This is a genomic window from Pseudomonas parasichuanensis (assembly GCF_021601385.1).
Classification (GTDB): domain Bacteria; phylum Pseudomonadota; class Gammaproteobacteria; order Pseudomonadales; family Pseudomonadaceae; genus Aquipseudomonas; species Aquipseudomonas parasichuanensis.
Map to the genome: position 1 here is coordinate 131,323 of NZ_BQHO01000006.1, position 20,905 is coordinate 152,227.

Below are 20,905 nucleotides of genomic sequence, written 5' to 3' on the forward strand. Positions count from 1 at the left end.
ACGGAGGTTTCCCATGTTCGATTCCAGCGCCCTGCTGCGCCAGCGCTTCGCCGCGCTGCGCAGCACGGCCGAAGTGTTCTCGCTTCGCCACGTCAAGCAATCGCACCAGTCCCTTTCAGTTCGCCGCAACGTTACCGAGCCGCCGCACTTCAGCCAGGACGAAGGCGCCATGCTCACCGTGCGGGTCAACGGCGTGGAGGCCTACGCGGCCACCGCCGACCTGTCGCAAAGTGGCCTGCAGCGCGCCCTGGAGCAGGCCGAGGCACTGGCCCGCCGAATCCAGGCCCACAGCCTGCTCGACCTCAGTGGCCAACACGCCCCGAGCGAACGCCACGACCATGTTTCGCCCAACTTCGACCAGCCCTTGCCCAACCTCGCAGATTGCCTGGACCTGCTGGCTGCGGAATCCGCCAGTGTGCCCAAGGACAGCCGCCTGGTGGACTGGCAGGCCAGCCTCGGCATCAGCCTGGTCGAGCAGACCTACCTGAACTCCGCGGGCGCCGAGCTGCGCCATGCCCAGCGCTTCGTCTACCCGGGCCTGGGCGTCACCGCCAGCGACGGCCAGGACAGCCAGAGCCGCACCCTGGGCCGCGACAACTTCGGCCAGCAAGGCAGTTTCGAGGTGATCGAGCGCTGCGGCCTGGTGGGCGCGGCCCGCCGCGTGGCGGATGAGGCGCTGCAACTGCTGCTGGCACCCAATACGCCGAGCGGCACCCGCGACCTGCTGCTGATGCCCGACCAGATGATGCTGCAGATCCACGAATCCATCGGCCACCCGCTGGAGATGGACCGCATCCTCGGCGACGAGCGCAACTACGCCGGCACCAGCTTCGTCAAGGCCGCCGACTTCGGCCACCTGCAATACGGCTCCACGCTGCTCAATGTGACCTTCGACCCCACCATCGGCGAAGAGCTGGCCAGCTACAGCTTCGACGACGACGGCACCCCGGCCAGCAAGCAGTTCCTGATCCGCGATGGCTTGCTGGTGCGCCCGCTGGGCGGCGCGCTGTCGCAACTGCGCTCGGGCCTGGGCGGCGTGGCCAACAGCCGCGCCTGTGGCTGGAACCGCGCGCCGATCGACCGCATGGCCAACCTCAACATCGAGCCCGGCGACCAGTCGCTTGAGCAACTGATCGGCGGCATCGAGCACGGCATCCTGATGCGCACCAACCGCTCATGGTCCATCGATGACGCCCGCAACAAGTTCCAGTTCGGTTGTGAATGGGGCCAGTTGATCGAGAACGGCGAGCTCAAGGGCGTGGTGAAAAACCCGAACTACCGGGGCATCTCCGCCGAGTTCTGGCGCAACCTGTCGGCGGTGGGTGATCGCAGCACCTTCCAGGTGCTTGGCACACCCAACTGCGGCAAGGGCGAGCCCAACCAGGTGGTGCGGGTCGGCCACGCCTCGCCGGCCTGTGTGTTCCGCCAGATCGACGTATTCGGAGGGGACGCCTGATGAGCACCTATCAACAACGTTTCGAAGCCCTGCTCGGCGCCCTGCGCGATGCGCTGCAACCGGGCGAGCAGTTCACCCTGGGCTACAGCGCCGAGCACTCGCAGTTCGTGCGCTTCAACCATGCCAAGGTGCGCCAGGCGGGTGTGGTCAGCCAGGCCAGTGTGCAATTGCGCTTGATCCGTGATGGCCGCCAGGCGGAGCAGCAGATCACCTTGGGCGATGACGCCGAGCTGGATCGCCAGCGCCTGTATGATGGCCTCGGGCAACTGCGCCAGACCCTGCCGCTGCTGCCGGTCGACCCTTACCTGAGCCTCGACGAGAGCGCCTGGCACAGCCACAGCCTGCTGGAGCAGCCGCTGCCCGGGCTGGATGAAGTGCTGGCCTTGGTCGAACGCGAGGCCAACGACCTTGACCTGGTCGGCATCTACGCCGCCGGCCCCATCTGCCGCGGCTTCGCCAGCTCGTTTGGCGCCTTCGGCTGGCACCAGGCCAACAGCTTCAACTTCGACTGGAGCCTGTTCCACGCCAACGGCCAGGCGGTCAAGGCCAACTACGCGGGCCAAGCCTGGAGCGGCGAGGCCTTTGCCGCGCGCCTGCGCCAGGCCCGCGAACAGCTGGAACACCTGGGCCGCCCGGCGATCACCCTCAAGCCCGGCAGCTACCGCGCCTACCTGGCGCCGGCGGCGATGGACGAGATTGCGGGCATGCTCTGCTGGGGTGGTTTCTCCGCCCAGGCACTGGCGACGGGGAACAGCTCGCTGCAACGCCTGTACAACGGCGATGCGCAACTGAGCCCGCTGGTGAGTTTCAGCGAACAGGTCAGTGGCTCGCTGAGCCCGGCGTTTTCCGATGAAGGCTCACCACGCCAGGACCTGCACCTGATCGGTGAAGGGCAGGCGCTGGAACGGCTGGTCAGTGCCCGCAGCGCGGTCGAGTTCGCACAGGCTGCCAATGGCGCCGACAGCTACGAGTCGCCCTGTGCACTGAGCCTGGCGCCGGGCAACCTGCCCAGCGCGCAGATCCTCGAACGTCTGGGCACCGGCCTGTACATCAGCAACCTGTGGTACCTGAACTATTCGGACCTGCCGGCCGCGCGGATGACCGGGCTGACCCGGTTCGCCACGTTCTGGGTGGAAAACGGCCAAATCCAGGGGCCGGTGAGCACCATGCGTTTTGATGACAGTCTCTACAGCTTGCTGGGTAGCCAGCTGGAGGACCTGACCCAGGAGCGCGAGATGATCCTGTCGACCAGCACTTATGGGCAGCGCAGTACCGGGTCGAGTCATTTGCCAGGGGCGCTGGTCAGAGGGTTGACCCTGACATTGTGATCGGCGGGACCGGCCTCATCGCTGGCAAGCCAGCTCCCACACTGAGCGGCGTGCACTGCCCCTGTGGGAGCCGGCTTGCCGGCGATGAGGCCGGCACAGGCAAACAGCAGAATTGAGGTAACCATGTCCGATCGCGCACCACTGGACCCCGTCACCGCCCGCTGGATCCCCTGGGTGGTGGCCATCGCCTTCTTCATGCAGTCGCTGGACGGCACCATCCTCAACACCGCGCTGCCGGCCATGGCCCGCTCGCTGGCCGAGGACCCGCTGCGCATGCAGGGGGTGATCATCGCCTACATGCTCACCGTGGCCCTGCTGATCCCGGCCTCGGGCTGGATCGCCGACCGCTTCGGCACCAAGCGCATCTTCTTCAGTGCCATCCTGCTGTTCAGCTTCGGCTCGTTGCTGTGCGCCATGGCCAACAGCCTGGGTTTCCTGATCTTCGCCCGGGTAGTGCAAGGCCTGGGCGGGGCGCTGATGCTGCCGGTCGGGCGGCTGGTGGTGCTGCGCGCCTACCCGCGCAGCGAGCTGGTGCGGATCATGAGTTTCATCACCATCCCGGGCCTGCTCGGCCCACTGCTCGGCCCGACGCTGGGCGGCTGGCTGGTGGAGATCCTGACCTGGCACTGGATCTTCCTGCTCAACCTGCCGGTAGGCGCGCTGGGCTGCTACGCGGTGTGGAAATTCATCCCCGACCTGCGTGGCGCCGAACGCACCCGCTTCGACGGCCCGGGCTTCGTGCTGTTTGGCGCCGCGATGGTGCTGATCACCATCGCCATGGAAGGCCTGGGCGAGCTGCACCTGCCGCACCTGCGGGTGATGCTGTTGCTGTTCGCCGGCATGGCCTGCCTGGCCGCCTACTGGCTGCGCGCCGGGCGAGACCCGGAGCCCTTGTTCTCGCCCTCGCTGTTTCGCGTGCGCACCTTCGCCATCGGCATCCTCGGCAACCTGTTCGCCCGCCTGGGCAGCGGCGCCCTGCCCTTCCTGGTGCCATTGCTGCTGCAGGTGGCGCTGGGCTACTCGCCGGCCCAGGCCGGGATGAGCATGATCCCGCTGGCAGCCGCGGCGATGCTGGCCAAGTCAGTCGCCCGGCCGCTGATCGAGCGCCTCGGCTACCGCATCGTGCTCACCGGCAACACCCTGCTGCTGGGCCTGCTGCTGGCCAGCCTGGGGCTGGTCGATGAACAGACGCCTTATGCCCTGCTGCTGGTGCAACTGGCGCTGCTGGGGGCGGTGAACTCGATGCAGTTCACGGCGATGAACACCGTGACCCTGATCGACCTCGACGACGCCAGCGCCAGCAGCGGCAACAGCCTGCTGTCGGTGGTCGCGCAACTGTCGCTGAGCCTGGGCGTGGCCTGCGCCGGTGCGCTGCTCGGTGGCTTCACCGCGGCCGGCAGTGCCGAAGGCGTGGAAAGCACCCTCGGCGCGTTCCAGCTGACCTTCGTCACCATCGGCGTGATGGCCATGCTGGCGGCGGCGATCTTCCTGCAACTGGCGCCGACAGACGGAAGGCGCGCTCGTCGTCCGGAAGAGCACGTCGAGTCGTAGGGCGAATGGCCATGAGGCTGGTAGACTGTGCGACATTTTTCGCTTCGCACCGCAGGCCCGCCTCGTGACCGTTGAAACCACCGCCTTTGCCACCCTCCCGCTGTCCGCCGCCATGCTGGCCAACCTGGACGCCCTGGGCTACACCTCGATGACCCCGATCCAGGCCCAGAGCCTGCCGGTGATCCTCAAGGGCCAGGACCTGATCGCCCAGGCCAAGACCGGCAGCGGCAAGACCGCCGCCTTCGGCATCGGCCTGCTCAACCCGATCAACCCACGCTACTTCGGTTGCCAGGCGCTGGTGCTGTGCCCGACCCGCGAGCTGGCCGACCAGGTCGCCAAGGAGCTGCGCCGCCTGGCCCGCGCCGAGGACAACATCAAGATCCTCACCCTGTGCGGCGGCGTGTCGCTGGGCCCGCAGATCGCCTCGCTGGAGCACGGCGCGCACATCATCGTCGGCACCCCGGGGCGCATCCAGCAGCACCTGGACAAGGGCACCCTGGTACTCGACGGGCTGAACACCCTGGTGCTCGACGAAGCCGACCGCATGCTCGACATGGGCTTCTTCGACGCCATCGCCAGCATCATCGGCAAGACCCCGTCGCGCCGCCAGACCCTGCTGTTCTCGGCTACCTACCCGGCCGGCATCGAGCAACTGGCCAAGGACTTCATGCGCCAGCCGCAGCAGGTCAAGGTCGAAGCGCTGCACAGCGACAACCAGATCGAACAGCGCTTCATCGAGATCGACGCGCAGCAGCGCCTGGAAGCCGTGACCCGCGTGCTCGGCCACTACCGCCCGCAGTCCTGCGTGGCGTTCTGCTTCACCAAGCAGCAGTGCGAGGACGTGGTCGCCCACCTGACCGCCAAGGGTATCGTTGCCCAGGCGCTGCACGGCGACCTGGAGCAGCGCGACCGCGACCAGGTGCTGACCATGTTCGCCAACCGCAGCAGCTCGGTGCTGGTGGCCACCGACGTGGCCGCCCGCGGCCTGGACATCGATGGCCTGGACATGGTCATCAACGTCGAGCTGGCGCGTGACGCCGAGATCCACGTACACCGCGTCGGCCGTACCGGCCGTGCCGGTGAAAAAGGCGTGGCGATCAGCCTGGTGGCCCCGGCCGAAGGCCACCGCGCCCAGGCCATCGAAGACCTGCAAAAGCAACCGCTGCGCTGGGAACAGCTGGACAGCCTGAAGAACAAAGGCGGCGAGCCGCTGCTGCCGGCGATGACCACCCTGTGCATCGGCGCCGGGCGCAAGGACAAGCTGCGCCCGGGTGACATCCTCGGTGCGCTGACCGGCGATGCCGGGCTGCCGGGCAAGCAGGTGGGCAAGATCGCCATCTTCGACTTCGTCGCGTTCGTGGCCGTGGAGCGGGCAGTGGCCAAGCAGGCCATGCAGCGCCTGAACAGCGGCAAGATCAAGGGTCGCGCCCTGAAAGTCCGTATCGTCTGAAGCATTTTTGGGGCTGCTGTGCAGCCCATCGCCGGCAAGCCGGCTCCCACAGGATTCGATGAGATCCCTGTGGGAGCCGGCTTGCCGGCGATGGGGCGCACAGCGGCCCCTGCTCTTGAAGAGGTAACACCGTGCACTCCACCGACGTGATCATCCTCGGCGCCGGCGCCGCTGGCCTGATGTGCGCCCAGCTCACCGCCAAGCGCGGGCGCCGGGTGCTGCTGCTCGACCACGCCAACAAACCGGGCAAGAAGATCCTCATGTCCGGCGGCGGGCGCTGCAACTTCACCAACATGTACACCGAGCCGGCCAACTTCCTCTCGCACAACCCGCATTTCTGCAAGTCGGCGCTGGCCCGCTACACCCAGTGGGACTTCATCGAACTGGTGTGCAAGCACGGTGTGCCGTACCACGAGAAGAAGCTCGGCCAGCTGTTCTGCGACAACAAATCCAGCGACATCCTCGACATGCTGCTGGCCGAGTGCGACGAGGCCGGCGCCGAGCTGCGCATGAACACCAGCATCGAACAGATCGAGAAAACCGAAGGCGGCTACCGCCTGCAGACCAGTGCCGGCCCGTTCGCCTGCCAGTCGTTGGTGATCGCCACCGGCGGCCTGTCGATCCCGACCCTGGGCGCCACCGGCTTCGGCTACCAGGTTGCGCGCCAGTTCGGCCACGAACTGCTGCCGACCCGCGCCGGGTTGGTGCCGTTCACCATCACCGAGCCCCAGCTCAAGGCACTGTGCACCGAGCTGTCCGGCACTTCGCTGGACTGCACCGCCAGCTGCAACGGCGTCAGTTTCCGGGAAAACCTGCTGTTCACCCACCGCGGCCTGAGCGGCCCGGCGATCCTGCAGATTTCGTCGTTCTGGGAGGCCGGCGACACCGTCGAGATCAACCTGCTGCCCGACCGTGATGCACTGGAATGGCTGCAGGGCCAGCAGGCCGAGCGCCCCAACAGCGAACTGAAGACCGTGCTGGGCGAGGTGTTCACCCGCAAGCTGGCCAACCTGCTGGCCGAGCAGTGGTTCGAATCCAAGCCGCTCAAGCAATACACCCCGGCTGAGTTGGCCGAGGTCGCCGAGAAACTGGCGGCCTGGCAGGTGGTGCCGGCGGGCACCGAGGGCTACCGCACCGCCGAGGTGACCCTGGGCGGCGTGGACACCCGTGAGGTGTCGTCCAAGACCATGGAGTCGCTGAAGAGCCCTGGGCTGTACTTCATCGGCGAGGTACTGGACGTGAGCGGCCACCTGGGTGGCTTCAACTTCCAGTGGGCCTGGGCTTCGGCCAACGCTGCGGCGCAGTTCGTGTAGAGTAGAATCCATTCAGCAGCACGGAACGCTTCTTGCTGGTCTGTGCTGGAGTGCCGTTTTTTTGGGGGCTGCTGCGCAGCCCTTTCGCGGCACAAGGCCGCTCCTACAGGAGATCGCGTAGCTCTGTAGGAGCGGCCTTGTGTCGCGAAAGGGCCGCAAAGCGGCCCCCGACGGCCTGGAAAGGTATTCATCCGCTCACAGCCCAGGGCCATCATGTCATCGAGCTCGTTCCGCCATTCATTGCGTCGCCTGTGGGGCCAAGACAAGTTCAGCTACGCCATTCGCGTGACCATCGCCCTCACCGGCAGCATGGCCTGGTGTTGGTACCAGAACGAGATGAGCCTGCTCATCCCGCTGTTCCTCGGCATCATCGCCAGCGCCCTGGCCGAGACCGACGATGGTTGGCAGGGCCGCCTCAGTGCCCTGCTGGTGACCCTCGGCTGTTTTGCCATCGCCGCCTTGTCGGTGGAGCTGCTGTTCCCCTACCCCTGGATCTTCGCCATCGCCCTGGCCCTGGCCGCCTTCGGCCTGACCATGCTCGGTGCGCTGGGCGAGCGCTACGGGGCCATCGCCTCGGCGACCCTGATCCTGTCGGTGTACACCATGATTGGTGTGGACCAGCGCGGTGGCGAGGTCAGTGACTTCTGGCATGAGCCGCTGCTGCTGGTGACCGGCGCCGCCTGGTACGGCCTGCTGTCGGTACTCTGGCAGGCGCTGTTTTCCAACCAGCCGGTGCAGCAGAGCCTGGCCAAGCTGTTCTATGAGCTGGGCAGCTACCTCAAGCTCAAAGCCAGCCTGTTCGAACCGATCCGCGGCCTGGACGTCGAGGCCACGCGCCTGGAACTGGCCAAGCAGAACGGCAAGGTGGTGGCCGCGCTCAACGCCGCCAAGGAAATCATCCTGCACCGGGTGGGCAACAGCCAGCCCAACTCCAAGGTCAGCCGCTACCTGAAGCTGTACTTCCTGGCCCAGGACCTGCACGAGCGGGTCAGCGCCTCGCACTACCCGTACAACGCCCTCAACGAGGCGTTCTTCCACAGCGACGTGATGTTCCGCTGCCAACGCCTGCTGCGCAAACAGGGTGCCTCCTGCCAGGAGCTGGCGCGCTCCATCCGCCTGCGCCAGCCGTTTGTGCTCGCCAGCGGCTACCCCGAGGCGCTGGAAGACCTGAATGCTTCACTGGAGCACCTGCGCGAACAGAACAACCCGGCCTGGCGCGGGCTGTTGCGCTCGCTGCGGGCGCTGGCTGCCAACCTGGCCACCCTGGACCGTCTGCTGGGCGCCGCCAGTAACCCCGACAGCCTGGCCGACGCCAGCGACAGCAGCCTGCTCGACCGCTCGCCGCGCAATCTGAAGGATGTGTGGCAGCGGCTGCGCACCCAGCTGACCCCCACTTCGCTGCTGTTCCGCCATGCCCTGCGCCTGTCACTGGCACTGTCGGTGGGCTACGGCATGGTGCACCTGATCCACCCGACGCAAGGCTACTGGATCATCCTCACCACCCTGTTCGTCTGCCAGCCCAACTACGGGGCTACCCGACGCAAGCTGGGCCAGCGGATGCTTGGCACTGCCATCGGCCTGACCGTGGGCTGGGCGCTGTTCGACCTGTTCCCCAACCCGTTGATGCAGTCGGCGTTCGCCGTGGTGGCCGGAGTGGTGTTCTTCGTCAACCGTACCACCCGCTATACCCTGGCCACGGCGGCGATCACCCTGATGGTACTGTTCTGCTTCAACCAGACCGGCGATGGCTACGGGCTGTTCCTGCCACGCCTGTTCGATACCCTGGTCGGCAGCCTGATCGCCATCCTCGCGGTGTTCCTGTTCCTGCCCGACTGGCAGGGCCGGCGGCTGAACAAGGTACTGGGCAATACCCTGGCCTGCGCCAGCCAGTACCTGCGCCAGATCATGCAGCAGTATGCCCACGGCAAACGCGACGACCTGGCCTACCGCCTGGCCCGGCGCAACGCGCACAACGCCGACGCGGCGCTGTCCACCACCCTGGCCAACATGCTCATGGAGCCGGGGCATTTCCGTAAGGAGGCCGATGTCGGCTTCCGCTTCCTGGTGCTGTCGCACACCCTGCTCAGTTACCTCTCGGGGCTTGGGGCACACCGCGACACGGCATTGCCGGCGGAGGTCCATGAGCAGCTGATCGAGGGTGCAGGCCAGACCTTGGCCGCCAGCCTCGACGAAATCGCCAACGGCCTGGCCGCACGCCTGCCGGTGGCGATCCACAGTGACGCGGAAGAAGCCCTGGCCAATGCGCTGGAGCAGATGCCCGAGGAGCTGGACGAGCACCAGCGCCTGGTGCAGACCCAGCTGGCGTTGATTTGCCGGCAGCTGGGGCCGCTGCGTACGCTGGCGGGCCACTTGATCAAGGAAGGTGAACCCGTGTAGGAGCGGCCTTGTGCCGCGAAAGGGCTGCGCAGCAGCCCCAGGATCGGCTACAACGCATAGATTGTTGGGGCCGCTGCGCGGCCCGTTCGCGGCACAAGGCCGCTCCTACAGGGACCGAGCAGCGTTCAGAAGCCGTGCTGGCGCAACAACCGGGCGTAGCTGCCATCGGCTTTCATCGCCGCGATGGCCTTCTCGAACAGTGCCACGACCTGCCGGTGCTCCGGGTGCTTGAGGCTGACCAGGATGTGCAGGCTGTTCTCGCTCAGCGGCGGGTCGACGAAGCTCACCCCATCACGCACCTGCTGCGGCTCGCGCTGCAGGTTGTAACGCGCCACGTACTCGTCTTCCACCGTCAGGTTGACCCGCCCGGCCGCAAGCATGCGCACCGCCGACGAGAAGTTGCGCACAGGCACCTTGTTCAGGCGTTCGTCACTGTCGAAGCCCGGTGAGTAGGCATAGTCGCGCACCACGGCGATGGTGAAGGGGTAGAGGTCGGCCTGACGCTTGAAGACGAAGCCTTTGCCCTGGCGCTGGAGCAGGCGTATGCGGTTGGTGAGGTAAGCGCCGGAGAACGCGCCGATACGCTTGCGATCATCGTTGTACCAGGCGTTCACCAGTACATCGTAACGCCCCTCGCCAATGCCCATGAGCGCCCTGGCCCAGGGCACTTCCTCGAACGAAGTGGCGAAACCGGCACGGTTCAGCGCCGTGGTGACGATGCTGGTGGCCAGGCCGCCACCGGGCATGGTGGCGTCGGTAAAGGGCGGCCAGCTGTCGGCCACCAGTCGCAGTTTTTCCTGGGCGGCTGCCGGCGTCGCGCACAACAATCCCAGTACTCCAAGAACGCAAAGCAGTGGCCGCATGCTCAAATCCTTTCGCAGTTGGGGGCCCCACGCTGAAGATGGCGATCTCTACTCACAACAGATCCTGCAGATTACACAAGCCGCATCCCGGCGACAGCGGACAATAATGTCATTTAGCCTCTATTTTGGCCGAACCCCATCGGAGGTGATTTGCAGCAAGGCCAGGCTCGTGCGCAGCGGCTGGATTTGCGATGATCGAGCGCCAATACAAGGAACTCATACCCCATGTCCATCGAGTGGATTTGCAAGCACCACAGCGACCTCGGCAAGGAACAGCTGTATGCCGTCCTGCAACTGCGCAGCGCAGTGTTCGTGGTCGAGCAGCGCTGTGCCTACCAGGAAGTCGACGGGCAGGACCTGAGCGGCGACACCCTGCACCTGATGGGTTGGCAAGACGACAAGCTGGTGGCCTACCTGCGCCTGCTCGACCCGCAATCACAGGGGGGCGACGTGGTCATCGGCAGAGTGGTAACGGCCGCCGACGCCCGGGGCGGCGGACTTGGGCACCAGTTGCTGCTCAAGGGGCTGGAATGTGCCGAGCATTGCTGGCCGGGGACGCCGGTGTACCTGTCGGCGCAGGCGCATTTGCAGGGGTATTACGCCCGGCATGGTTTCGTGGTGGTGGGCGAGCAATACCTCGAGGACGACATTCCCCATATCGGCATGCGTAAGGGTTGAGATGGCCGGGGGCGCTGCGCGCCCCTTTCGCCGGCAAGCCCCGCCTGACAGGCTTGCACCTCCACTGTAGGAGCGGCCTTGTGCCGCGAAAGGGCCGCAGCGCGGCCCCAGTACCTCAGCGTGAACGCAAAAATCGCTGGGGCTGCTGTGCAGTCCTTTCGCGGCACGAGGCCGCTCCTACAACGGGCGTGCAAGACCGTTAAGTGGAGTTTGCCGGCGATGAGGCCAGCGCAGGCAACACAGCACCCTACCCTGGCACCCCTGATCACGGATAACCCAGCACATCCCTGATCTGGCGCAGATGCTGGATGATCCACTGCTTGTCGATCGCCCCCCAGTCACGGATGCGGTAATGCCCGGCATGGTTGCGGGCGCCGCTCTGCTGCTCGAACTCACAGACGATGTCCAGGTCGGCCAGCGCAGCGATGGTGTCCTGGGCGGTGCGCCGGGGCATGCCGGTGGCCTCCATCAGCGCCGGCACGCTGGTGGCGGTCTGGCTGTCGATCAGCCAGGCCACGTACAGCCGACGGTAGAAACTGCTGCGGGTCTTGCTCACTTCCGTGGTCATCTGTTGCTTGTCCCTCAGGTGTTGCCCGGCAGCTCCCGATAGGTCAGGTAGACGCGCAGGTCGAATTCCAGTTGGTGGTAGTCCGGCTCCATGTGCTGACAGAGCTGGTAGAAGGCCTTGCTGTGGTCGCGCTCCTTCAGGTGCGCCAGTTCGTGCACCACGATCATGCGCAGAAACTGCGGCGCGGCCTCCTTGAACAGCGAGGCGATGCGGATCTCTTTCTTGGCCTTGAGCTTGCCGCCCTGTACCCGTGACACCGCGGTGTTCAGGCCGAGGGCACGATGGGTCAGGTCCAGGCGATTGTCGAACAGCACCTTGTCCAGCGGCGGTGCGCTGCGCAGGAACGCTTGCTTGAGATCTTGTGCGTAGCCGTACAACGCCTTGTCATTCTGTACCGTATGCCGCTCGGCATAGCGTTGGTCCAGGTAGGCGCCCAGGCGGCCGCTGGCGATCAGCTGACGCACCTGATCCTGTAGATGCGGCGGGTAGGCTTGCAGGTAGCGTAAGGCGGTCATCAGGGTGCAGGTCGGGGTAAGGAGCGCCGAGTTTACCAATCACTCGCCCCAAGGGAATACCGCCGGGAAGTCGCCAGCATCGGCGGCGGTCATCGGCCATGCCACCAAAAAGCCCTGCACGTAGGCACAACCCGCGCCCTTGAGCCATTGCGCCTGCGCCTGGGTTTCCACGCCCTCGGCAATCACGGTAATGCCATAGGCCGCGCACAATTCGATGACACTGCGCACCAATGCAATGTCGCCCGCCGAGTCCGGCAACCGCGCCACCAGGTGGCGGTCGAGTTTGAGGGTGTCGATGGGCAGGTCGCGCAGCATGCGCAGCGAACAGTCGCCAGCACCGAAGTCGTCCAGCGCCACGCGGATGCCCATCTCGCGCAGTCGATTCACTTGCTTCACCGCCTCGTCGATGTTGTACCTCAGCGAGGTCTCGGCCACCTCGACCTCCAACTGGGCAGGCAACAGGGCATATTCGTCGATCACCCGCGCCAGCTCGTCGGCAAGGGCCGGCATGGCGAACTGGGCACGGCTCAGGCTGATGCCCAGCACCAGCCGGGGCCCGAAGCGCGCACCCCATTCCTTGCGCTGGGCAGCGCCCTTGCGGTAGATCCAGCTGGCCAGGCGGTTGATCAGGCGTGCTTCTTCCAGCAACGGGATGAACAACCCCGGCGGCACATCGCCGACACTCGGGTGTTTCCAGCGCAGCAAGGCTTCGAAGCCGCGCAAATGGCCATCGCCGAACGCCACCTGCGGTTGATAGACCAGGTTGAAGTCGTTTTGCTCGATGGCCGCGCGCACGCCATCTTCGAGCATCAGCCGCGAGCGCGCCCGGCCATTGAGCTCCTGGTCATAGAAGCGGTACTGCTGGCGCCCGGCCTGCTTGGCGGCGTACATCGCGGCATCCGCCGCGCGCAGCAAGCCCTCGACGCTGGAGCCGCAATCGGGGTAGGTGGCAATGCCGATGCTCACCCCCAGGCTGACTTCCAGCCCATCCACTTCCTGCAGGCCCGACAGGCGTTCGAGCAGTTTCTCGGCAAAGCGCCCGGCCTGCTCCGGGTACGGCAGCCCGTCGAACAGCGCGGTGAACTCATCGCCACCCATGCGCGCCAGCAGCGCTTCGTCACCCAGGCAGTCCTTGAGTTGCTCGCCCACCCAGCGCAGCACCTTGTCGCCGACCTCGTGGCCAAGCAGGTCGTTGATCCGCTTGAAGCCGTCCAGGTCCATGTACATCAGGGCCCGAGCCTTGTCCGCGCGTTCGTTGCGCAGCAACGCAGCTTCGGCGGCCTGGTAGAAGCCACGGCGGTTGAGCAGCCCGGTCAACGGGTCGGTCACCGCCTGGTATTCCAGTTGTTGATGCAGGCTGCGCACCACCGACATGTCCAGCACCGTCACCACCATGGCCCGCTGTTCGACGGGCAACGGCGCACAGGACAGCGCCACCGGCACCAGCTGGCCGGAGACGGTGCGCAGTTGGGCGTCATGCACGCGGAAGATCTGCCGGCCAAGGTAGGCCTGGTAGAAGTCTGACTCACGCCACAGGCTGGCGCATGGCAGCTGGATCAAGTCCAGCACGTGGGCGCCCTGCAAGGTGTCCACCGGTGCATCGAGCAGCCGCGAAATGGCGGGGTTGGCAAACCCGATGGTGCCCGCCTCGTCGACCACCAGGATGCCCTCGGCGGCGTTTTCCAGGATCGAGGCGTTGAAAGCCCGCGCCGCTTCCAGTTCGCGGGTCAGGCGCTGCAGCATGCGCCGGTTGCGCTGCTGCTCCAGCTGGGCCTGCACCTTGGGCTTGAGGATTTGGGGGTCGAACGGTTTGAACAGGTAGTCCACCGCACCACTGGCATAGCCTTTGAGCACGGCCGCTTCGGACTGCTCGTTGGCGGTGAGGAAGATGATCGGGGTCAGCCGCGTGCGCTGGCTGCCGCGCATCAGCCGGGCGACCTCGAAACCGTCCATCTCGGGCATCTGCACGTCGAGCAGGACCAGGTCGACTTCGTGTTCGAGCAGCGCGCTCAGGGCTTCCATCCCGGAACTTGCGGTCAACACCTGCCAATCCTGGCGGGCCAGCAACGCCCGCATGCTGATGAGGTTCTCCGGGTAGTCGTCTACGACCAGTAGCACCGACCGACTGTCCGGAGGTTGTGTGTGAGCGACATCCATGCTGCTTCCCATTTTTAGACCGACCCTGGCCCGCTATTGGATCCGATCTTTACTCTAGTCAGGGCGACCGAAGACGCAACGCGGGTAGATGGCTAAGCGCCATCGAAATTCATGTTAGCCGACTAACGGTATGGCGGTAGGTTGTGTGGGAATAATCCTTAACTGTAGCGCGATTGTTGCAGGCATAAAAAAACCCGCATCTCTGCGGGTTTCTTCAAGCAAGCACCAACGGATCAGTTGACCTTGGCCGCCAGCTCGCCCTTCAGGTAACGCTGGAACATGCCTTCCAGGGAGATCGGCTTGATCTTCGAGGCATTGCCGGCGGTGCCGAAGGCTTCGTAGCGGGCGATGCACACGTCACGCATGGCCTTGACGGTTTCACCGAAGAACTTGCGTGGGTCGAACTCGCTCGGGTTCTGTGCCATCAGGCGACGCATGGCACCGGTGGAGGCCAGGCGCAGGTCGGTGTCGATGTTGACCTTGCGCACGCCGTGCTTGATGCCTTCAACGATTTCTTCGACCGGTACGCCGTAGGTCTCTTTGATGTCGCCGCCGTACTGGTTGATGATCGCCAGCCACTCTTGCGGTACCGAGGAAGAACCGTGCATCACCAGGTGGGTGTTGGGGATGCGCTTGTGGATTTCCTTGATGCGGTCGATCGCCAGCACGTCGCCGGTAGGCGGCTTGGTGAACTTGTAGGCGCCGTGGCTGGTGCCGATGGCGATGGCCAGGGCATCGACCTGGGTCTTCTTGACGAAGTCGGCCGCTTCTTCCGGGTCGGTCAGCATCTGGCTGTGGTCGAGCACGCCTTCGGCGCCGATGCCGTCTTCTTCACCGGCCATGCCGGTTTCCAGCGAACCCAGGCAGCCCAGCTCGCCTTCTACCGAAACACCGCAGGCGTGGGCCATGGCCACGGTCTGCTGGGTCACACGGACGTTGTACTCGTAATCGGTCGGGGTCTTGCCGTCTTCACCGAGCGAGCCGTCCATCATCACCGAGCTGAAGCCCAGCTGGATGGAGCGCTGGCACACGTCAGGGCTGGTGCCGTGGTCCTGGTGCATGCACACCGGGATGTGCGGGAACTCTTCGATGGCCGCCAGGATCAGGTGGCGCAGGAAAGGAGCACCGGCGTATTTGCGGGCACCGGCGGAGGCCTGGACGATGACCGGAGAGTCGGTCTTGTCGGCGGCTTCCATGATGGCGCGCATCTGCTCGAGGTTGTTGACGTTGAAAGCTGGGACGCCGTAACCGAACTCGGCGGCGTGGTCCAGCATCTGGCGCATGCTAATGAGTGCCATGGTGTATCTCTCTCCCGACAAGCGTCGTTTGTTTCGTGCAAGCCTGCCGCAGGGGCGGTTGCTGTTCAAGTAGTGTGGGCCACCGTGGCGGCCCGGCCAGTCACGGTGCCTTGCAGCCCCGCCCAATCAGATCGTTGGTCGCCACCCAGTACACCAGGCCTTCCTGGCCCTTGGTGTGGAAGGCCAGCACGCCATCGCTGTACAGCGCGCCCGAGGCGCCCGGCTCGGACTTGAGCCGGTAGACCTGGTCGCCGCCGCCAAGGCGCACGTCGACCGCATCCTGTTTCGCATCAGTGAAGCGCCACAGCACTTCGGTCTGGCTGTCGCAGACCCAGCGGGTCCAGTTGTCCGCCACCGGGGCGGGGGCGGGCTGCAGCAGCGAGCAGCCTGCCAGGGTCGCCAGGGCCAGTGCGGCCAGAAGCGCTTTCATCCTAAAACCTCGTCATGGGTCCGCTGTGCAGCCCCTCTTCCAAGACCACAAAACCCAGGCTTGGTTGCCAGGCGCCCGATCAAGGGCAGCCTGGCGCCTTGCGCTGGTGCTCGTCGTCGTACTTTTCCAGGCCGTCCGGGCCCAGGCGCTTGTTGATCACCGGCACCGTCTCGGCCTGCCACTGGGACTGATAGCAGCCGCCCTTGTGGGTCTGCGACGGCTCGCCGTCCGCGCCCTTGTCGCTGGCGCAGGCGCCCAGCAACAAGGCCACGATCATCACAGGCAATTGCTTGACCATCAGGTCGCTCCCTTTGCCAGGCGCCTTCGTGCTCAGGCCTTGGCCCGCTCTTCGAGAATCGCCACGGCTGGCAGGACTTTGCCCTCGACGAACTCGAGGAACGCGCCGCCACCGGTAGAAATGTAGGAGATATCCGCGCCAACACCATATTTGTCGATGGCGGCCAGGGTGTCGCCACCACCGGCGATGGAGAACGCGGCGCTGTCGGCGATGGCCTTGGCCAGCACCTTGGTGCCGTTGCCGAACTGGTCGAATTCGAACACGCCGACCGGGCCGTTCCACAGGATGGTCTGCGACGACTTCAGCAGCTCGGCGAAGTTGGCGGCGGTCTGTGGGCCGATGTCGAGGATCATGTCGTCAGCGGCCACGTCGGCGATCGCCTTGACGGTCGCTTCGGCGCTTTCGGCGAATTCCTTGGCAACCACAACGTCGACCGGCAGCGGCACATTGACCTTGGCGGCGATGGCCTTGGCGGTGTCGACCAGGTCGGCCTCGTACAGCGACTTGCCCACCGGGTGACCGGCAGCGGCGAGGAAGGTGTTGGCGATGCCACCGCCGACGATCAGCAGGTCGCACACGGTGCTCAGGCTGTTCAGCACGTCCAGCTTGGTCGATACCTTGGAGCCGGCGACGATGGCGGCCATCGGCTTGGCCGGGGCCTTCAGGGCCTTGCCCAGGGCGTCCAGCTCGGCGGCCAGCAGCGGGCCGGCAGCGGCGACCTTGGCGAACTTGGCCACACCGTGGGTGGAACCTTCGGCGCGGTGAGCGGTGCCGAAGGCGTCCATCACGAACACGTCGCACAGGGCGGCGTATTGCTGGGCCAGCTCGTCGGCGTTCTTCTTCTCGCCCTTGTTGAAGCGCACGTTTTCGAACAGCACCAGGTCACCGGCCTTCACCTCGACACCGCCGAGGTAGTCGGCAACCAGCGGTACCTCGCGGCCCAGGGCCTTGCTCAGGTAGTCGGCGACCGGCTTGAGGCTGTTCTCGGCCGAGAACTCGCCTTCGGTCGGGCGGCCCAGGTGCGAGCAGACCATTACCGCCGCGCCCTTCTCCAGGGCCAGCTTGATGGTCGGCAGCGCGGCCAGGATACGCGCATCGCTGGCAACCACACCGTCCTTCACAGGCACGTTGAGGTCTTCGCGGATCAGTACGCGCTTACCTTGCAGGTCGAGGTCGGTCATCTTCAACACGGTCATGAATGCAGTCCTTCAGGGCTGTTTGCTGCGGGTGGGGTGGACGACGTGCAGATAATGTTCGGCAACGTCGAGCATACGGTTGGCGAACCCCCATTCGTTGTCGAACCAGGCCAGCAGGTTCACCAGGCGGGGGCCGGAAACGCGGGTCTGGCTGGCATCGACGATGGCCGAATGCGGGTCATGGTTGAAATCACAGCTGGCGTGGGGCAGCTCGGTGTAGGCCAGCAAGCCTTTGAGCGGGCCATCCAGGGCGGCCTCGCGCAGCACCCGGTTGACCTCGGCCGCGCTGGTATCGCGGGCGGTCTGCAGGGTGATGTCCAGGCACGACACGTTGACGGTCGGCACGCGTACCGCTTTGGCCTGGATTCGCCCGGCAAGTTCCGGCAGCAGGCGTTCGATGCCGCGCGCAAGCCCGGTGGACACCGGGATCACCGACTGGAACGCCGAACGGGTGCGGCGCAGGTCTTCGTGGTGATAGGCGTCGATCACCGGCTGGTCGTTCATCGCCGAGTGAATCGTGGTGATCTGGACGTACTCGATGCCAAATGCCTGGTCCAGCACCCGCAACAGCGGCACGCCGCAGTTGGTGGTGCAGGAGGCGTTCGACACCAGCAGTTCGCTGCCGGTCAGGCAATCCTGGTTCACGCCGTAAACCACAGTGGCGTCGACGTCGGCCTCGCTGGCCATTGGCTGCGAGAACAGCACGCGCGGCGCGCCGGCATCGAGGAAGCGCTGGCCGTCGGCGCGGGTGTTGTAGGCGCCGGTGCACTCGAGCACCAGGTCGATGCCCAGGGCGCCCCAGTCGATGCCTTCGGGGGTGGCACTGCGCAGCACTTTCACGCAGTCGCCATTGATATGCAGACAGTCGCCATCGACCTTCACCTCACCGGGGAAACGCCCGTGGGTGGAGTCGAAGCGGGTCAGGTATTCCAGGCTGGCCTGGTCGGCCAGGTCGTTCAGCGCGACGATCTCGAAACCGGCCTTCGCCCCACGCTCGAACAGTGCGCGCAGGACACAGCGGCCGATGCGGCCGTAACCGTTGAGTGCAACTTTGTAGGGACGCGGGTGGGACATAGGGGCTCTTGAACTCCGGCGGTTGAACGGGGCCGCTGCGCGGCCCTTTCGCGGCACAAGGCCGCTCCTACAAGGGACTGCGTGCACAATACCCTGTAGGAGCGGCCTTGTGCCGCGAACGAGGGCCAAAGGCCCTCGCCTTGCCTGTATCAGTCTTCCAGCAGCTCTTCAGCGGTACCCAGGATGTTGTCCAGGGTGAAGCCGAATTCTTCGAACAGCGCGGCAGCCGGCGCCGACTCACCGTAGGTGGTCATGCCGATGACGCGGCCTTCGAGGCCGACGTACTTGTACCAGAAGTCCGCGTGGGCGGCTTCGATGGCGATACGCGCGCCCACTTGCAGCGGCAGTACCGACTGTTTGTAGGCTGCGTCCTGGGCGTCGAACACGCTGGTGCTCGGCATCGACACCACTCGCACCTTGCGGCCCTGCTCGCTCAGCTTGTCGAACGCCTGAACAGCCAGGCCCACTTCGGAACCGGTGGCGATCAGGATCAGCTCAGGCTCGCCGGCGCAGTCCTTGAGCACGTAACCGCCACGGGCGATATCGGCGATCTGCTGGGCGTCGCGGTCCTGGTGCTGCAGGTTCTGACGCGAGAAGATCAGCGCCGACGGGCCGTCCTTGCGCTCCAGGGCGCACTTCCAGGACACCGCGGATTCAACCGCGTCGGCCGGGCGCCAGGTGTCCAGGTTCGGCGTGCTGCGCAGGCTGGTCAGTTGCTCGATCGGCTGGTGGGTCGGGCCATCTTCGCCCAAGCCGATGGAGTCGTGGGTGTAGACGTGGATCACACGCTGCTTCATCAGTGCCGACATGCGCACGGCGTTGCGGGCGTACTCCATGAACATCAGGAAGGTGGCGCCGTACGGCACCAGGCCGCCGTGCAGGGCAACACCGTTCATGATCGCGGTCATGCCGAATTCGCGCACGCCGTAGTACATGTAGTTGCCGCTGGCATCTTCAGCGCTGACACCCTTGCAACCCTTCCACAGGGTCAGGTTGGAGCCGGCCAGGTCGGCCGAACCACCGAGGAACTCGGGCAGCAGCGGGCCGAACGCATTCAGGGTGTTCTGGCTGGCTTTACGGCTGGCGATGGTTTCGCCTTTGGCGGCGACTTCGGCGATGTAGGCAGCGGCTTTCTCGGCGAAGTCCGCCGGCAGCTCACCGCTCAGGCGACGCTTGAGCTCGCTGGCCAGCTCAGGGAAGGCGCCGGCGTAGGCAGCGAAGCGCTGGTCCCACTCGGCTTCGACCTTGGCGCCCTTGTCCTTGGCATCCCACTCGGCCTTGATGTCGGCCGGGATCTCGAACGGGCCGTGGTTCCAGTTCAGCTCTTTGCGGGCCAGGGCGATTTCGTCGTTACCCAGCGGTGCGCCGTGGCAGTCTTCCTTGCCCTGCTTGTTCGGCGAGCCAAAGCCGATGATGGTCTTGCAGCAGATCAGGGTCGGCTGCTCGCTCTTGCGGGCAGTGTCGATGGCCATCTTGATTTCGTCGGCATCGTGACCGTTGACGTTGCGGATCACCTGCCAGTTGTACGCCTCGAAGCGTGCCGGGGTGTTGTCGGTGAACCAGCCTTCAACTTCGCCGTCGATGGAGATGCCGTTGTCGTCATAGAACGCAATCAGCTTGCCCAGGCCCAAGGTGCCGGCCAGCGAGGCGACTTCGTGGGAGATGCCTTCCATCATGCAGCCGTCGCCGAGGAACACGTAGGTGTTGTGGTCGACGATGTTGTGGCCTTCACGGTTGAACTGGGCGCCCAGCACTTTTTCCGCCAGGGCGAAGCCCACAGCGTTGGCCAGGCCCTGGCCCAACGGGCCGGTGGTGGTTTCGACGCCTGGGGTGTAACCGAACTCCGGGTGGCCCGGGGTGCGGCTGTGCAGCTGGCGGAAGGCCTTGAGGTCGTCAATGGTGACGTCGTAGCCGGTCAGGTGCAGCAGCGAATAAATGAGCATCGAGCCATGGCCGTTGGACAGCACGAAGCGGTCACGGTCGGCGAAGTTCGGGTTGCTCGGGTTGTGCTTCAGGTAGTCGCGCCAAAGCACTTCGGCGATATCCGCCATGCCCATGGGGGCACCTGGGTGGCCGCTGTTGGCCTTTTGCACGGCATCCATGCTGAGGGCACGAATGGCGTTGGCACGTTCACGACGGCTGGGCATCGCTGAGTCTCCTGGGGCTTGAATAGATAGTGAAACGAAAAAAGGCGGCCATTTTCGCCCACTGCGGGGGCCGGGGGCAATCATTTAAGCGCCAAGTGGCAAGCTTCAAGCGGCAAGAGGACCTGGATCGATACGCGTTCTGCTCTAATCTTGGGGCTTGAAGCTCATGACTTGCAGCTCATCAGC

At 65.4% G+C, this 20,905-nt stretch carries 17 protein-coding genes; 7 read left to right on the forward strand and 10 right to left on the reverse strand.

Annotated features, from left to right (window positions below; all coding sequences use genetic code 11):
- Positions 1-13 precede the first annotated feature (13 nt).
- The 6 genes from L6D77_RS07335 (at position 14) to yccS (ending at position 9,495) form a co-directional block, all read left to right on the forward strand.
- Entirely contained in the window at positions 14-1,456 is a 1,443-nt protein-coding gene (locus L6D77_RS07335) for a TldD/PmbA family protein (RefSeq protein WP_232882564.1), read from the forward strand.
- Positions 1,456-2,784, forward strand: a complete 1,329-nt coding sequence (locus L6D77_RS07340; protein ID WP_232882565.1) for a TldD/PmbA family protein — start codon at positions 1,456-1,458, stop codon at positions 2,782-2,784. The genes L6D77_RS07335 and L6D77_RS07340 overlap by 1 nt, the downstream gene beginning before the upstream one ends.
- A 123-nt stretch (positions 2,785-2,907) precedes the next feature.
- Positions 2,908-4,335: a multidrug transporter subunit MdtD gene (gene mdtD / locus L6D77_RS07345; RefSeq protein WP_232882566.1), complete on the forward strand. Its 1,428-nt coding sequence runs from the start codon at positions 2,908-2,910 to the stop codon at positions 4,333-4,335.
- Positions 4,336-4,447: 112 nt separating this feature from the next.
- Complete coding sequence (dbpA, locus tag L6D77_RS07350; RefSeq protein WP_232882620.1) at positions 4,448-5,785, forward strand: ATP-dependent RNA helicase DbpA; 1,338 nt, start codon at positions 4,448-4,450, stop codon at positions 5,783-5,785.
- A gap of 131 nt (positions 5,786-5,916) precedes the next feature.
- Positions 5,917-7,098 (forward strand): BaiN/RdsA family NAD(P)/FAD-dependent oxidoreductase, encoded by a 1,182-nt coding sequence (locus tag L6D77_RS07355; RefSeq protein WP_232882567.1) that lies wholly within the window; start codon positions 5,917-5,919, stop codon positions 7,096-7,098.
- Between the two features lie 213 nt (positions 7,099-7,311).
- On the forward strand, positions 7,312-9,495 hold the full coding sequence (gene yccS, locus L6D77_RS07360) for a YccS family putative transporter (RefSeq protein ID WP_232882568.1): 2,184 nt from the start codon (positions 7,312-7,314) through the stop codon (positions 9,493-9,495).
- A gap of 125 nt (positions 9,496-9,620) precedes the next feature.
- On the opposite strand, the gene L6D77_RS07365 is transcribed toward yccS, so the two are convergent.
- Positions 9,621-10,358, reverse strand: coding sequence for a substrate-binding periplasmic protein (locus L6D77_RS07365; protein WP_232882569.1), 738 nt, complete (start codon positions 10,356-10,358; stop codon positions 9,621-9,623).
- A gap of 225 nt (positions 10,359-10,583) precedes the next feature.
- On the opposite strand from L6D77_RS07365, the gene L6D77_RS07370 reads away from it, so the two are divergent.
- Positions 10,584-11,036 (forward strand): GNAT family N-acetyltransferase, encoded by a 453-nt coding sequence (locus L6D77_RS07370; RefSeq protein ID WP_232882570.1) that lies wholly within the window; start codon positions 10,584-10,586, stop codon positions 11,034-11,036.
- Positions 11,037-11,301: 265 nt separating this feature from the next.
- On the opposite strand, the gene L6D77_RS07375 is transcribed toward L6D77_RS07370, so the two are convergent.
- The 9 genes from L6D77_RS07375 to tkt all read right to left on the reverse strand — a co-directional run bounded on the left by L6D77_RS07375 (position 11,302) and on the right by tkt (position 20,719).
- Complete coding sequence (locus L6D77_RS07375; protein ID WP_110994181.1) at positions 11,302-11,604, reverse strand: winged helix-turn-helix domain-containing protein; 303 nt, start codon at positions 11,602-11,604, stop codon at positions 11,302-11,304.
- A 14-nt stretch (positions 11,605-11,618) separates the two neighbouring features.
- The gene (locus L6D77_RS07380) at positions 11,619-12,119 is read right to left on the reverse strand and encodes a M48 metallopeptidase family protein (RefSeq protein WP_232882571.1); all 501 of its coding nucleotides are present in this window, start codon (positions 12,117-12,119) and stop codon (positions 11,619-11,621) included.
- Between the two features lie 39 nt (positions 12,120-12,158).
- On the reverse strand, positions 12,159-14,276 hold the full coding sequence (locus L6D77_RS07385; RefSeq protein WP_232882572.1) for a putative bifunctional diguanylate cyclase/phosphodiesterase: 2,118 nt from the start codon (positions 14,274-14,276) through the stop codon (positions 12,159-12,161).
- Between the two features lie 233 nt (positions 14,277-14,509).
- Positions 14,510-15,574, reverse strand: coding sequence for a class II fructose-bisphosphate aldolase (fba, locus tag L6D77_RS07390; RefSeq protein ID WP_008093958.1), 1,065 nt, complete (start codon positions 15,572-15,574; stop codon positions 14,510-14,512).
- A 100-nt stretch (positions 15,575-15,674) separates the two neighbouring features.
- Positions 15,675-16,004 (reverse strand): MliC family protein, encoded by a 330-nt coding sequence (locus L6D77_RS07395; RefSeq protein WP_232882573.1) that lies wholly within the window; start codon positions 16,002-16,004, stop codon positions 15,675-15,677.
- Between the two features lie 79 nt (positions 16,005-16,083).
- Entirely contained in the window at positions 16,084-16,302 is a 219-nt protein-coding gene (locus L6D77_RS07400; protein WP_232882574.1) for a hypothetical protein, read from the reverse strand.
- A 32-nt stretch (positions 16,303-16,334) separates the two neighbouring features.
- Complete coding sequence (locus tag L6D77_RS07405) at positions 16,335-17,498, reverse strand: phosphoglycerate kinase (RefSeq protein ID WP_232882575.1); 1,164 nt, start codon at positions 17,496-17,498, stop codon at positions 16,335-16,337.
- Positions 17,499-17,510: 12 nt separating this feature from the next.
- On the reverse strand, positions 17,511-18,572 hold the full coding sequence (epd, locus tag L6D77_RS07410) for an erythrose-4-phosphate dehydrogenase (RefSeq protein WP_232882576.1): 1,062 nt from the start codon (positions 18,570-18,572) through the stop codon (positions 17,511-17,513).
- A 149-nt stretch (positions 18,573-18,721) separates the two neighbouring features.
- The gene (gene tkt / locus L6D77_RS07415) at positions 18,722-20,719 is read right to left on the reverse strand and encodes a transketolase (RefSeq protein WP_232882577.1); all 1,998 of its coding nucleotides are present in this window, start codon (positions 20,717-20,719) and stop codon (positions 18,722-18,724) included.
- Between the last annotated feature and the right edge of the window lie 186 nt (positions 20,720-20,905).